14 protein-coding genes are annotated in these 13,505 nt (G+C 41.8%); all 14 read left to right on the top strand.

The genetic code is table 11. The features are described from left to right. Nucleotides 1-17: 17 nt before the first annotated feature. The 14 genes from zwf to rpiA all read left to right on the top strand — a co-directional run bounded on the left by zwf (nt 18) and on the right by rpiA (nt 13,476). The gene (zwf, locus tag FEE42_RS07130; protein WP_077583062.1) at nt 18-1,502 is read left to right on the top strand and encodes a glucose-6-phosphate dehydrogenase; all 1,485 of its coding nucleotides are present in this window, start codon (nt 18-20) and stop codon (nt 1,500-1,502) included. A gap of 3 nt (nt 1,503-1,505) precedes the next feature. Then, nucleotides 1,506-2,204 (top strand): 6-phosphogluconolactonase, encoded by a 699-nt coding sequence (gene pgl, locus FEE42_RS07125; RefSeq protein ID WP_164028010.1) that lies wholly within the window; start codon nt 1,506-1,508, stop codon nt 2,202-2,204. Then, nucleotides 2,204-2,569: a DUF1304 domain-containing protein gene (locus FEE42_RS07120; protein ID WP_164028009.1), complete on the top strand. Its 366-nt coding sequence runs from the start codon at nt 2,204-2,206 to the stop codon at nt 2,567-2,569. Before pgl ends, FEE42_RS07120 begins: the two co-directional genes overlap by 1 nt. Before the next feature lie 32 nt (nt 2,570-2,601). Then, the gene (locus FEE42_RS07115; RefSeq protein ID WP_059366073.1) at nt 2,602-3,006 is read left to right on the top strand and encodes a nucleotidyltransferase substrate binding protein; all 405 of its coding nucleotides are present in this window, start codon (nt 2,602-2,604) and stop codon (nt 3,004-3,006) included. After that, nucleotides 2,999-3,310: a nucleotidyltransferase family protein gene (locus tag FEE42_RS07110; protein ID WP_059366072.1), complete on the top strand. Its 312-nt coding sequence runs from the start codon at nt 2,999-3,001 to the stop codon at nt 3,308-3,310. Before FEE42_RS07115 ends, FEE42_RS07110 begins: the two co-directional genes overlap by 8 nt. Before the next feature lie 60 nt (nt 3,311-3,370). Then, nucleotides 3,371-4,825, top strand: coding sequence for a decarboxylating NADP(+)-dependent phosphogluconate dehydrogenase (gene gnd, locus FEE42_RS07105; RefSeq protein WP_164028008.1), 1,455 nt, complete (start codon nt 3,371-3,373; stop codon nt 4,823-4,825). Nucleotides 4,826-4,900: 75 nt separating this feature from the next. Further along, nucleotides 4,901-5,221 (top strand): DUF4298 domain-containing protein, encoded by a 321-nt coding sequence (locus tag FEE42_RS07100; RefSeq protein WP_164028007.1) that lies wholly within the window; start codon nt 4,901-4,903, stop codon nt 5,219-5,221. Nucleotides 5,222-5,343: 122 nt separating this feature from the next. After that, the gene (locus FEE42_RS07095; RefSeq protein ID WP_059366069.1) at nt 5,344-5,547 is read left to right on the top strand and encodes a glycine zipper 2TM domain-containing protein; all 204 of its coding nucleotides are present in this window, start codon (nt 5,344-5,346) and stop codon (nt 5,545-5,547) included. A gap of 149 nt (nt 5,548-5,696) precedes the next feature. Further along, nucleotides 5,697-6,371 carry a ribulose-phosphate 3-epimerase gene (gene rpe / locus FEE42_RS07090; RefSeq protein ID WP_135968958.1) on the top strand — a complete coding sequence of 225 codons (675 nt, stop codon included), beginning with the start codon at nt 5,697-5,699 and terminating at the stop codon, nt 6,369-6,371. A 41-nt stretch (nt 6,372-6,412) separates the two neighbouring features. After that, on the top strand, nt 6,413-7,087 hold the full coding sequence (locus FEE42_RS07085; RefSeq protein ID WP_164028006.1) for a phosphoglycolate phosphatase: 675 nt from the start codon (nt 6,413-6,415) through the stop codon (nt 7,085-7,087). Nucleotides 7,088-7,208: 121 nt separating this feature from the next. Beyond that, on the top strand, nt 7,209-9,623 hold the full coding sequence (gene lon, locus FEE42_RS07080; RefSeq protein ID WP_164028005.1) for an endopeptidase La: 2,415 nt from the start codon (nt 7,209-7,211) through the stop codon (nt 9,621-9,623). A gap of 171 nt (nt 9,624-9,794) precedes the next feature. Further along, nucleotides 9,795-11,357, top strand: coding sequence for an AbgT family transporter (locus FEE42_RS07075; RefSeq protein WP_164028004.1), 1,563 nt, complete (start codon nt 9,795-9,797; stop codon nt 11,355-11,357). A 199-nt stretch (nt 11,358-11,556) separates the two neighbouring features. Beyond that, the gene (gene hemW / locus FEE42_RS07070; RefSeq protein WP_164028003.1) at nt 11,557-12,711 is read left to right on the top strand and encodes a radical SAM family heme chaperone HemW; all 1,155 of its coding nucleotides are present in this window, start codon (nt 11,557-11,559) and stop codon (nt 12,709-12,711) included. 105 nt (nt 12,712-12,816) lie between these two features. Continuing rightward, complete coding sequence (gene rpiA / locus FEE42_RS07065) at nt 12,817-13,476, top strand: ribose-5-phosphate isomerase RpiA (protein WP_059366063.1); 660 nt, start codon at nt 12,817-12,819, stop codon at nt 13,474-13,476. The last annotated feature ends 29 nt before the right edge of the window (nt 13,477-13,505 follow it).

The following is a 13,505-nucleotide window of genomic DNA, read 5'->3' as shown; positions in this document are numbered from 1 at the left end:
ATTTTATAAGGATAATTATGCAAACTGAGAACAGCTGTATCGTCATTTTTGGCGCATCCGGTGATTTAACCCACCGAAAACTCATTCCGGCACTCTATAATCTCTTCAAAATTGGAAGATTGGGTGGGCACTTCTCTGTGCTTGGTGTTGCACGTTCGGAGCTTAACGATGAAACTTTCCGTATGAAAATGCGTGAAGCCTTAATCAATAATGAAGATACCACACCTGAAACTCTTGATGAATTTTGTCATCATCTTTATTACCAAACTGTGAATACGGCGGACGCCGCAGACTATGGCAAATTAGTGCCTCGTTTGGACGAATTACACGATAAATATCAAACCTGTGGCAACACACTCTATTATATGTCCACTCCACCAAGCCTTTATGGTGTTATTCCTGAATGTTTGGCGGCACATGGGTTAAATACGGAAGAATACGGTTGGAAGCGTATTATCGTAGAAAAACCTTTTGGTTACGATGAAAAAACGGCACAAGTGTTAGATGTGCAAATTCACCGTTTCTTTGAAGAACATCAAATCTACCGTATCGACCATTATCTTGGTAAAGAAACCGTACAAAACTTGCTCGTATTGCGTTTTTCTAACGGTTGGTTTGAACCGCTTTGGAATCGTAATTTTATTGACTATGTTGAAATCACTGGTGCTGAATCCATTGGCGTTGAAGAGCGGGGCGGCTATTATGATGGTTCCGGTGCAATGCGGGATATGTTCCAAAATCACTTATTGCAAGTGCTTGCGATGGTGGCAATGGAACCGCCGGCAATCATTAATGCGGACTCAATGCGTGATGAAGTGGCAAAAGTAATGCACTGTTTGCGTCCGCTTACGCAAGAAGATGTGGAGCATAATTTAGTGCTTGGGCAATATTCTGCCGGTGAAGTGAATGGCAACATAGTGAAAGGGTATTTAGAAGAAAAAGGCGTACCGGCAGATTCACACACGGAAACTTATATGGCACTGCGTTGTGAAATTGAAAACTGGCGTTGGGCAGGCGTCCCTTTCTATGTGCGTACGGGTAAACGCTTACCTGCTCGCGTAACAGAAATTGTGATTCATTTTAAAACCACACCTCATCCGGTATTCAGTCAAAATGCGCCGGAAAATAAACTGATCATCCGTATTCAACCTGATGAAGGCATTTCAATGCGTTTTGGTTTGAAAAAACCGGGCGCCGGTTTTGAGGCCAAAGAAGTATCAATGGATTTCCGCTATGCGGATCTTGCCGGCGCACAAGTCTTGACGGCCTATGAACGTTTATTGCTGGATGCGATGAAAGGTGATGCGACGCTATTCGCCCGTACCGATGCCGTCCACGCCGCATGGAAATTCGTTCAACCGATTTTAGATTACAAAGCCAACGGCGGGCGAATTCATGAATACGAAGCCGGTACTTGGGGGCCGGTGGCTGCGGATAAACTCATTGCCAGACAGGGCAGAGTATGGCGTAAACCGAACGGATTGATGAAGAAAAAGGTATAAAAAATGAACACCATAATTTTTGATACAGCCCAACAAGCGGTTGAAAAAATTGCGCAAGAATTAAAAACATATAGTGAACAACAACGCCCGATTCATATTTCGTTATCGGGTGGAAGTACGCCAAAATTATTGTTTAAAACCTTAGCACAGCCTCCTTACAATACGGAAATTCATTGGCAAAACCTCCATTTCTGGTGGGGGGATGAGCGAATGGTTGCGGCACAAGATCCTGAAAGTAATTATGGCGAAGTGCAAAAACTGTTGTTCGATCACATTCAAATTCCTGCTGAGAACATTCACCGAATTTGTGGCGAAAATGAACCGCTCTTTGAGCTAAAACGTTTCCAAGAAGAACTAAGTGCGGTCATTTCTGACGGTGTTTTTGATTGGATTATTTTGGGTATGGGGGCTGACGGACACACGGCTTCGTTATTCCCAAATCAAACTAATTTTGATGATGAAAACCTTGCGGTGATTGCGACACATCCTGAAAGCGGGCAAATCCGTATTTCGAAAACAGCAAAATTAATTGAGCGGGCAAAGCGCATTACTTATCTTGTCACGGGGGAAAGTAAGGCAGAAATTTTAAAAGAAATCCAAACTGTACCGGCTGAAGATTTACCTTATCCGGCAGCGAAAATTAAAGCCCAAAACGGCATAACGGAGTGGTACTTGGATAAAGCAGCGGCAGAATTGTTATAGTGGAAATTGTAGCCCATATTTTGACCGCACTTGTGGCACTCGAACATTTTTATATTCTTTATTTAGAAATGTTCGCTGTTGAAGGAAAAATAGCCAAACGCATTTTTGGTCTAACGGACGAGTTTATCGCCCAACAGAAAGTGAAGGTGATGTTTGCCAATCAAGGGTTGTACAACGGTTTTCTGGCTGCCGGGATTATTTTCGGTTATGCCATTCAGCAAATTTCAGTGATTTATTTCTTTTTAGCTTGTGTGATTATTGCTGCGATTTTTGGAGCGATGACAACGAAGAATAAAGGGATTTTGATGAAGCAGGGATTGCCGGCGGTGTTGGCATTGGTTTTACAAATTGCAGCTCAAAATTAATATTCTGTGGGAGAAAATTAAAGGGACTAATTATGCTTGATTTTACACCATTGGAAAAAGCGATTTTCCGTTTAGAAGAAGGGCTAAATCGCTATCTGCAAGATATTAATGATATTCAGATTCGTGATGGTTTAATTCAACGCTTTGAATTTACCTATGAACTTAGTCATAAAATGTTAAAACGTCATTTGGTTGCAATTTCGCCTAATTCGGAACTTTATGAAGGTATCAGTTTTCAAGATCTCATTCGTACCGGTAACGAATATGGATTATTGCAGGGAGAATGGTTAGATTGGAAACAGTATCGTGAAATGCGTAGCCGAACGAGTCATACTTACGATGAAGATACGGCAATTCTAGTGGTGCAAGGAATTCCTAAATTTTTAAGTGAAGTGAAACATCTTCACGCAAAATTAAAGTGCGGTCAAAATGGATAAAGTTTTTGATATCGAACCCAAACATCTCGCAATTGTGCAGGATATTTTACGCACATATTTACCAGACTATGAAGTGCGCGCATTTGGTTCAAGAGTGAAAGGGACGGCTCGCAAATTTTCTGATTTGGATTTGGTAGTGATGAGCGAGCAACCACTTTCTTTACAGCGCTTTGCAGATGTCTCGGAAGCTTTTAGCGAAAGTGATCTGCCTTATAAAGTTGATCTGCTTGATTGGGCTACTACTTCCGAAGGGTTTCGAGAAATTATTGCACAAAAGTACGTCATCATTTCGGATAGTGAATAAATACGAATTTAAATATAAAAGTGGGCGAATATTCTTCCCCACAACCAACAGGAGAAAAACATGTCAGTAAAAGGCGACATCGGTGTTATCGGCTTAGCCGTGATGGGGCAGAACCTCATTTTAAATATGAACGACCACGGCTTTAACGTGGTGGCGTATAACCGAACCACCTCTAAAGTGGATGAGTTTTTGCAAGGTGCGGCGAAAGGAACAAACATTATTGGGGCATATTCCTTGGAAGATTTAGCCGCTAAATTGGAAAAACCGCGTAAAGTGATGTTAATGGTGCGTGCGGGCGAGGTGGTGGATCAATTTATTGACGCATTACTACCGCATCTAGAAGAAGGCGATATTATTATTGATGGGGGGAACTCCAACTATCCGGATACCAATCGTCGTGTAGCTGCATTGCGTGAAAAAGGAATTCGTTTCCTTGGTACAGGGGTTTCCGGTGGTGAGGAGGGGGCAAGACACGGGCCTTCTATTATGCCGGGTGGTAACGAAGATGCCTGGCAATTTGTGAAACCGATTTTACAAGGTATTGCAGCTAAAACAGAACAAGGTGAGCCTTGCTGTGATTGGGTAGGTAAAGATGGTGCAGGCCATTTTGTCAAAATGGTGCATAACGGTATTGAATACGGCGATATGCAGTTAATTTGTGAAGCCTACCAATTCTTAAAAGAGGGCGTGGGATTATCCGATGATGAATTGGAAGCTACTTTTAATGAATGGCGCAAAACCGAATTGGATAGTTATTTAATTGATATTACCGCGGATATTTTAGGCTATAAAGATTCCGATGGTGCACGTTTAGTCGATAAAATTTTAGATACGGCAGGGCAAAAAGGCACAGGGAAATGGACGGGAATTAATGCCCTTGATTTTGGTATTCCATTGACCTTAATTACCGAATCGGTCTTTGCCCGTTGTGTCTCTGCGTTTAAAGATCAACGTGTTGCGGCAAGCCAATCATTCCATAAAACCATCGGAAAAGTAGAAGGTGATAAAAAAGTTTGGATTGAAGCGGTGCGTAAAGCATTATTGGCGTCTAAAATCATTTCTTACGCACAAGGTTTTATGTTGATTCGCGAAGCGTCGGAAAACTTCAGTTGGAATATTAACTATGGTAATACTGCCTTGTTATGGCGTGAAGGTTGTATTATCCGTAGCCGTTTCTTAGGGAACATTCGCGATGCTTATGAAGCCAATCCGGATTTGATTTTCTTAGGTTCCGATGCGTATTTCAAAGGTGTTTTAGAAAATGCGATGAGTGATTGGCGTAAAGTTGTGGCAAAATCCATTGAAGTGGGCATTCCAATGCCGTGTATGGCGTCAGCGATTACCTTCTTAGACGGTTACACGTCCGCCCGTTTACCGGCTAATTTATTGCAGGCTCAACGGGATTATTTTGGGGCGCACACTTACGAACGAACCGATAAACCGCGCGGCGAGTTTTTCCATACCAACTGGACAGGGCGTGGTGGTAACACGGCTTCCACGACCTATGATGTGTAATTAAAAACACAGTATAAATTGACCGCACTTTCAAGGCCAAAGTGCGGTTTATTTTATCTTATTTTGGAGAGAACAATGTTACCTCAAACACGCCTGGCACAATTAGCCGAGATGGAAAAGATTCTGAATGAAGCCAATGAGTTTTTGACGGAGGCGGAGACTTTTCTTGCAAAATGGCAAGCCTTTTTACCTAAAATGCAACGTTTAGAGCATTATTATTTTGAAGGTGATTGGCGGGAAGATTTTGAAGCCTATGAAAAAGGCGAGATTCCTAATTCGCAACCTTGCGGCGTGCTTTCAGAAGATCTTATTTTTAATGCCAGTGCAGAGCAACAAAGCCTTGCTATCGACTATTTAAAAGTGATAACCGAAATTTTGGATCAAAGAAACCGTTAAGCATGACTGTGCAAAAGTAAGATTCTTTTCTAAGAATGAACTTTTATTCAGTGATGTTAGTCTTACAATTGCTATCACGATGGATAGTTTTTAATTTTATACGTTTTATACGGAGAGATTTTATGAAATTAATAACAAAATCATTGGTTATTGGTATGACACTTATTTCATTAGCCGCTTGCAGTCATATGAACCGAACGCAAAAAAATACGGCTGTCGGTGCGGCAATTGGCGGTGCAGCCGGTTATATGATTAAAGGCAATACCGCAACGACATTAGGCGGCGCGGCATTAGGCGGTTTAATCGGTAGCCAAGTGGGCAAATAAAGCGAGATTATATCGACCGCACTTTGTTTTCTTTACTAAAAGAACATTCAAAGTGTGGTTATTTTTTCTCAAGTTTTCTGCAAATAATCAGGGCAATTCGTAAACTTACGTAGTAAACTAGGGCAACAACGAGCTTCTTGGAGATAACAATGAAACCTTACCTTATTGCCCCTTCCATTCTTTCCGCCGATCTTGCACGCCTTGGCGATGATGTTCAACATGTGCTTAATGCCGGTGCGGATGTTATTCATTTTGATGTGATGGATAATCATTATGTACCGAATTTGACTTTCGGTCCGTCGGTTTGCCAAGCTTTACGTGATTATGGGATTACCGCACCGATTGATGTACATTTGATGGTTAAGCCGGTGGATCGGATTATCCCTGATTTCGCCAAAGCTGGTGCGAATTATATTACTTTCCATCCGGAAAGTTCCGAGCATATTGACCGCTCTTTGCAATTGATTCGTGATCACGGTTGTAAATCCGGTTTAGTATTTAATCCCGCAACGCCGTTGAGTTATTTGGATTATGTATTGGATAAAATCGACATCGTTTTGTTAATGTCGGTAAATCCGGGATTTGGCGGGCAATCTTTCTTGCCTTCTACATTAAAAAAATTACAACAAGTACGCCAAATCATTGATAACAGCGGTTTTGATATCCGCTTAGAAGTTGATGGCGGAGTGAAAGTGAATAACATCGCAGAAATCGCCGCCGCCGGTGCGGATATGTTTGTGGCGGGATCCGCGATTTTTGACCAGCCGGATTATAAGCAAGTGATTGATCAAATGAGAACCCAACTTGCCGGAATCAAGAAATAACCCTTTGAATTTTTCCCATTTATGTAGGATAGAGATATTGAATGAACACACAATTTAAATTAATTGGCTTTGATTTAGACGGCACGTTAGTCGATAGTTTGCCGGATTTAGCCTTATCGGTGAATTCAGCGTTGGCTGAATTTGATTTACCGCAAGCACCGGAATCGCTGGTTTTAACTTGGATTGGCAATGGCGCACCGGTATTGATTGCGCGTGCATTGGGTTGGGCAAAAGAACAAACAGGCAAAACCTTAACTGAAGCGGATGTAGAAAAAGTAAAAGAACGTTTTAGTTATTATTACGGCGAAAATCTTTGCAATGTGAGCCGATTATATCCGAATGTAAAAGAAACGTTGGAAGCATTAAAGGCGGAAGGCTACATATTGGCGGTAGTAACCAATAAACCGACCAAACATGTTCAACCCGTTTTGGCGGCATTTGGTATCGATCATTTATTTAGTGAAACCTTGGGCGGGCAATCGTTACCTGCTATCAAACCTCATCCTGCACCGCTTTATTATCTATGCGGTAAATTTGGGGTTGAGCCTCGACAAGTATTATTTGTCGGGGATTCTAAAAATGATATTCTTGCTGCACACGCTGCCGGTTGTGCCGTGGTAGGTTTAACCTACGGTTATAACTATAATATTCCGATTAGTGAATCCAATCCGGATTGGGTGTTTGATGATTTTGATAAACTATTAGAGATTCTTTAATTTTTCTCAAAAAGTGCGGTGAAAAATGACCGCACTTTTACTCTGAACAACCCGATTCCCTTGAATTCAGCAAACCTATCCCCATATAGTTTCCAATCATTAAGATAGTTAGAGAGAAGATATGACTACCAAAAGAACACAATATACGATGCCCGTACTGCCATTACGTGATGTTGTGGTTTTTCCTTATATGGTGATGCCGCTTTTTGTCGGGCGTGCAAAATCCATTAATGCTCTTGAAGAAGCGATGAATGAAAATAAACAGCTTCTTTTGGTTTCACAAAAACAAGCGGATTTAGAAGAACCGACCATTGATGATGTGTATGATGTCGGGACGATTGCCAATATTATCCAGCTTTTAAAATTACCGGACGGAACGGTTAAAGTGTTGGTGGAAGGGCAGCAACGCGCGAAAATTAATCAACTTGAAGAGAATGAACAATTCTTTTCGGCGAAGGTTGCACCGATCGAAACGACTTATGGCAATGAAAAAGAATTGGATGTCGTAAAAAGTGCGGTACTTTCTGAGTTTGAAAATTACCTGACGTTAAACAAAAAAGTGCCTGCCGATATATTAAACGCACTTCAACGCATTGATAATGCAGATCGTCTTGCTGATACCATGGCGGCGCATTTGCCGGTGAGTGTTCGTCATAAACAAAGCGTATTGGAACTTGCCGATGTTCAAGCACGTTTAGAATATTTGCTGGGTATGATGGAATCGGAAGCGGATATCCTACAAGTGGAAAAACGCGTTCGTGGTCGAGTGAAAAAACAAATGGAAAAAAGCCAGCGTAACTATTATTTGAGCGAGCAAATTAAAGCGATTCGCAAAGAAATGGACGATGGCGAAAATGAAGACACTATTGATGAAGTAGAACAACTTCGTCAAAAAGTAGATGCCGCAGGGATGCCGGCAGAAGTGCGTGAGAAAGTGGAAAGCGAGTTGCAAAAACTCAAAATGATGTCAGCAATGTCAGCGGAAGCGACCGTTGTTCGTAGTTACATTGAATGGATGATTCAAGTTCCATGGCATCAACGCACAAAAGTGAAAAAAGATATTAGTAAAGCACAGCAAGTGTTAGACGCTGACCATTATGGTTTAGAGCGGGTGAAAGAACGCATTTTAGAATACCTTGCGGTGCAAGCGCGTCTCAATAAAGTGAAAGGGCCGATTCTTTGTTTGGTTGGCCCACCAGGGGTAGGTAAAACTTCATTGGGTCAATCCATTGCCAATGCAACGGGGCGTAAGTATGTGCGCATGGCGCTTGGCGGTGTGCGTGATGAAGCGGAAATTCGGGGGCACCGTAAAACCTATATCGGTGCATTACCGGGCAAACTCATTCAAAAAATGGCAAAAGTGGGGGTGAAAAACCCATTATTCCTACTGGATGAGATTGATAAAATGGCATCGGATATGCGTGGCGATCCGGCTTCCGCTTTATTAGAAGTGCTTGATCCGGAACAAAATACGAGCTTTAACGATCATTATTTAGAAGTGGATTATGATCTTTCCGATGTCATGTTTGTGGCAACGTCAAACTCCATGAATATCCCGGGGCCGTTACTTGATCGTATGGAAGTGATTCGCCTTTCCGGTTACACGGAAGATGAAAAACTCAATATCGCTATGCGTCATTTGTTACAAAAACAAATTGAACGTAACGGGTTGAAAAAAGGCGAGTTAGTGGTAGAAGAAAGTGCCGTTTTAGACATTATTCGCTATTACACCCGTGAGGCAGGCGTTCGTAGTTTAGAACGTGAAATTTCCAAAATCTGCCGTAAAGCGGTGAAAAATTTATTGGTGGATGGGAAACTGAAATCCATTACGGTGAATGCCGATAATTTAAAAGATTATCTTGGCGTGAAACGTTTTGAGTTTGGCAAAGCCGATACGCAAAACCGAGTCGGTGAAGTGACCGGTTTGGCATGGACGGAAGTCGGCGGCGATTTACTTACCATCGAAACCGCCTCTGTGCTGGGCAAAGGTAAATTAACCTTTACCGGTTCACTGGGTGATGTGATGAAAGAATCCATTCAAACGGCAATGACGGTGGTGCGTTCACGTGCCGATAAACTGGGTATTAACCCTGAGTTCCACGAGAAACGAGATATTCATATTCACGTGCCGGACGGCGCAACGCCGAAAGACGGCCCAAGTGCGGGTATCGCAATGTGTACCGCCCTTGTCTCTTGTTTGACGGGCAATCCGGTACGTGCGGATGTGGCAATGACGGGGGAAATCAGCTTACGCGGTAAAGTGTTGCCAATCGGCGGTTTAAAAGAAAAACTTTTAGCGGCGCACCGTGGCGGTATTAAAACCGTATTGATTCCAAAAGATAACGTGAAAGATTTGGAAGAGATTCCGGATAACGTAAAACAAAGTCTTGCTATTCATGCGGTAGAAACGATTGATGAGGTGCTTGGCTTGGCATTGGAAAATCCACCGGAAGGCGTGGAGTTCGTCAAGGTAGCAGCCAAACCCAAAACACCGCGTCGTAAAGCTGTCACGAAAACAACAAGAGCGGTCAATTAATCAACTATTTTTTAGGGCTTGTGAAAACAAGCCCTTTTTGTATCGTTAAATACTGATTTTTGACGAAAATGTCATGTTATTATTGGATAAGTGAAACTTTATTTTTTTGAGTTTGCTAAAAAATATGCGAATATGGAGTTCATTCTTTAACCAATTCAAAAGGATACGCCTATGTCATCAACAATTTCTCAAAAAAACAGCCGGATTCAGCATTTTTTAAAAGGGGTGGAATGGCTTGGAAATTTACTGCCGTACCCTATTATTTTATTTATGTTGATGTGTGGCATTTTGATCGTACTTTCAGCCGTTTTGCACTACTTTGGCGTGAGCGTTTTGGATCCTCGCCCGAATCACGCCGGCGACATTATCGTGAAAAGTTTATTTAGCCAAGAAGGGCTGGCTTATATGGTCAGCAGTCTGGTAAAAAACTTCACGGGTTTTGCGCCGCTCGGTACTGTTTTAGTAGCAATGCTCGGGGTATCCATTGCTGAATCTTCAGGTATGATTTCTGCCGCATTGAGAGGGTTGGTTGTTGGTACACCGAAAAAATTGGTGACGTTCACTATTGTATTTGCCGGTGTGATTTCAAATACGGCGGCAGAACTTGGTTATGTGGTATTAATTCCTCTTGCTGCAATGATTTTTCACGCATTGGGTCGTCATCCGCTTGCAGGACTTGCAGCCGCATTTGCCGGTGTTTCAGGCGGATATAGCGCGAATTTGTTATTAGGTACGGTCGATCCGCTTTTATCGGGCATTACGCAAGAGGCTGCCCGTTTAATTGACCCCAATTATGTCGTCGGGCCTGAAGCAAACTGGTATTTTATGTTTGTTAGTACCTTTTTAGTGAGCATTTTAGGCTATTTGGTTACAGAAAAAATCGTTGAGCCTCAGTTAGGAAGCTACGATCCCCAAGCTGCAGATGACCCTTCAATTCTTCAACATAAAGTGGAAAAATTAGCACCTAATGAGAAAAAAGGCTTGATGTGGGCCGGCATAGCAATGTTAATTTTTTCCTTACTACTTGCCTGGACCATTGTTCCCGAAGACGGCATTTTGCGTAATACCAAAACAGGGCTTGTAGCGGGTTCCCCTTTCTTACACGGTATCGTGGTCTTCATTTTTATCTTTTTTGCCATTCCCGGTTATATTTATGGACGAGTGACCGGTTCAATGCGATTTTCTCAAGACATCGTAAAAGCGATGTCGAAAGGTATGGCTTCAATGGGGATGTACATTGTACTGGTATTCTTTGCTGCACAGTTTGTGGCATTTTTTAAATGGACAAACTTAGGTTCAATTGTTGCGGTAAAAGGGGCTAATTTACTGATCAATCTCGGTTTAACCGGGCCTATACTTTTTGTCGGTTTCATCTTGGTTTGTGCATTTATCAATTTGATGATTTCCTCCGCGTCGGCACAGTGGGCATTAACTGCGCCTATTTTTGTGCCGATGCTGATGTTGGTGGGTTATGCGCCGGAAGTGATTCAGGCGGCATATCGTATTGGTGATTCAACAACGAATATTATTACGCCGATGATGAGTTATTTTGGCTTGATTATGGCGGTAGCGGTTCGTTACAAAAAAGATACGGGGGTAGGTACGTTAATGGCGATGATGATTCCTTATTCATTTGTTTTTATCATCGGTTGGATAACCCTTTTCTACCTCTGGGTTTTTGTGTTTGGTTTACCGGTCGGGCCGGGCTCATTTACTTATTTCTCAACGCCATAACTAAGCAGTATGTTGAAATGACCATCAATAATCAGGCTCTTAATACAGAGCCTATTATTTTTCCTAATAAAACGTTGCCCTGTATCTAACTGATTTAAAGTTAAAATGATAGTTAAAAGAGTAATCCTTTAAAATTTTTTCCGTTGAATTTTAGAATCGCATAAAATAGCGCAAAATATTTTTTAATCTATTAATTATCATGCTTAGACTTCCCCCGCTTTCTCTTTATATCCATATTCCTTGGTGTGTGCAGAAATGCCCCTATTGCGATTTTAATTCCCATGCCCAAAAAGGTGATATTCCCGAACAAGACTATATTCACCATTTGCTACAAGATTTGAAAGCGGATTTAGTCCGTTTTCAGGCAAGTATTCAAGAGCGAAAATTACATTCGATTTTTATCGGCGGCGGCACGCCGAGTTTGTTTTCGGCGGATAGTATTGCTTATTTGTTAAGTGAAATAAAAAAATCTATTCCTTTTCAAGATGATATCGAAATTACCTTGGAAGCCAATCCCGGCACGGTAGAAGCCGAACGGTTTAAGGGATATGTAGCGGCTGGCGTTACCCGTATTTCAATGGGAATTCAAAGTTTTAATGATGACAAACTTAAGCGTCTAGGGCGTATTCACAATGCGGAGGAAGCCAAAAGTGCGGTCGGTTTAGCGAAAGTTTCCGGTCTTAAAAGTTTCAACTTGGATTTAATGCACGGTTTGCCGAATCAAACCCTTGCTGAAGCCTTGGACGATTTACGCCAAGCCATTGAGCTTGCTCCGCCGCATATTTCTTGGTATCAGCTTACGATTGAACCCAATACGATGTTTGCTTACCGCCCGCCGCAATTACCGGATGAAGACAATCTGTGGGCGATTTTTGAGCAAGGCCATCAACTTCTTACTGCGGCAGGTTATCAACAGTATGAAACTTCCGCTTATGCCAAACCGGGTTTTCAATGTCGACATAATTTGAATTATTGGCGCTTTGGTGATTATTTGGCGATTGGTTGTGGGGCACACGGAAAATTAACTTTTTCAAATGGTGGAATTCGGCGTTTTTCTAAAACTAAGCACCCGCGGGGATATTTGCGGGGCGAATATCTTTATGAAGAAAAAAACGTCTCTGAAATTGACCGCCCTTTTGAATTTTTTATGAACCGTTTTCGTTTATTGGAAGCAGTGCCGAAAAGGGAGTTTGAATACTATACCGGATTACCGCAAAGTGCGGTCAAAAACCGGATTGATTTTGCCCTTAAGCAGAACTACATCGTAGAAACCGACACATCTTGGCAGATTACCGAACATGGCAAATTGTTTTTAAATGAATTACTCACACTATTTTTACCGGAAGATGAATAAGTGTTATTTTTTTCATAATGACTTATCAAAATTTGCACTTGTTTATTTAATGCGTGCATATTAAAGTAACGCAATCGTTTACTTTTAAACAAAAAGAGCAGAATAATGAATCAATTAGAAATGAAAAAATTGGCGGCAAAAGCCGCGTTGCAGTATGTGAAAGCGGATACGATTGTCGGCGTGGGCAGTGGTTCAACCGTAAATTGTTTTATTGAAGCCTTAGGCGCGATGAAAGATCAAATTAAAGGTGCCGTGGCTGCTTCAAAAAACTCAGAGGAATTATTACGCAAACAAGGCATTGAAGTCTTTAGCGCCAATGAAGTTTCAGGCTTGGATATCTATGTGGACGGCGCAGATGAAATTAATCCGCAAAAAATGATGATTAAAGGCGGTGGTGCGGCACTGACTCGGGAAAAAATTGTGGCGGCATTAGCGAAAAAATTTATTTGCATTGTCGATGAAAGTAAGCAAGTCGATGTGTTAGGTTCAACTTTCCCATTGCCTGTGGAAGTCATTCCAATGGCACGTTCGCAAGTGGGGAGAAAATTAGTCGTACTTGGTGGCGCGCCGGAATACCGTGAAGGTGTGGTAACGGATAACGGTAATGTGATTTTAGATGTACATAATTTTGCTATTTTAAATCCGGTCGAAATGGAAAAAGAATTAAATAATATTGCCGGTGTGGTAACAAATGGTATTTTTGCTCTCCGTGGCGCAGATGTCGTGATTATCGGTACGCCTGAAGGTGCAAAAATTATCGAATAATTTATAGAAATAAATATAAGGAAGGCAAA

Source organism: Rodentibacter caecimuris (genome assembly GCF_010587025.1).
GTDB lineage: Bacteria > Pseudomonadota > Gammaproteobacteria > Enterobacterales > Pasteurellaceae > Rodentibacter > Rodentibacter caecimuris.
The sequence above is the reverse complement of the archived record's forward strand: the minus strand, read 5'-3'. Positions and strand labels throughout refer to the sequence as shown.

Coding starts and splice junctions, on each gene's coding strand:
- hemW (WP_164028003.1), top strand. CDS start 11,557: ATGCTTAGACTTCCCCCGCTTTCTCTTTATATCCATATTCCTTGGTGT.
- FEE42_RS07085 (WP_164028006.1), top strand. CDS start 6,413: ATGAACACACAATTTAAATTAATTGGCTTTGATTTAGACGGCACGTTA.
- gnd (WP_164028008.1), top strand. CDS start 3,371: ATGTCAGTAAAAGGCGACATCGGTGTTATCGGCTTAGCCGTGATGGGG.
- zwf (WP_077583062.1), top strand. CDS start 18: ATGCAAACTGAGAACAGCTGTATCGTCATTTTTGGCGCATCCGGTGAT.
- FEE42_RS07075 (WP_164028004.1), top strand. CDS start 9,795: ATGTCATCAACAATTTCTCAAAAAAACAGCCGGATTCAGCATTTTTTA.
- FEE42_RS07110 (WP_059366072.1), top strand. CDS start 2,999: ATGGATAAAGTTTTTGATATCGAACCCAAACATCTCGCAATTGTGCAG.
- FEE42_RS07095 (WP_059366069.1), top strand. CDS start 5,344: ATGAAATTAATAACAAAATCATTGGTTATTGGTATGACACTTATTTCA.
- lon (WP_164028005.1), top strand. CDS start 7,209: ATGACTACCAAAAGAACACAATATACGATGCCCGTACTGCCATTACGT.
- FEE42_RS07100 (WP_164028007.1), top strand. CDS start 4,901: ATGTTACCTCAAACACGCCTGGCACAATTAGCCGAGATGGAAAAGATT.
- FEE42_RS07115 (WP_059366073.1), top strand. CDS start 2,602: ATGCTTGATTTTACACCATTGGAAAAAGCGATTTTCCGTTTAGAAGAA.
- rpe (WP_135968958.1), top strand. CDS start 5,697: ATGAAACCTTACCTTATTGCCCCTTCCATTCTTTCCGCCGATCTTGCA.
- pgl (WP_164028010.1), top strand. CDS start 1,506: ATGAACACCATAATTTTTGATACAGCCCAACAAGCGGTTGAAAAAATT.
- rpiA (WP_059366063.1), top strand. CDS start 12,817: ATGAATCAATTAGAAATGAAAAAATTGGCGGCAAAAGCCGCGTTGCAG.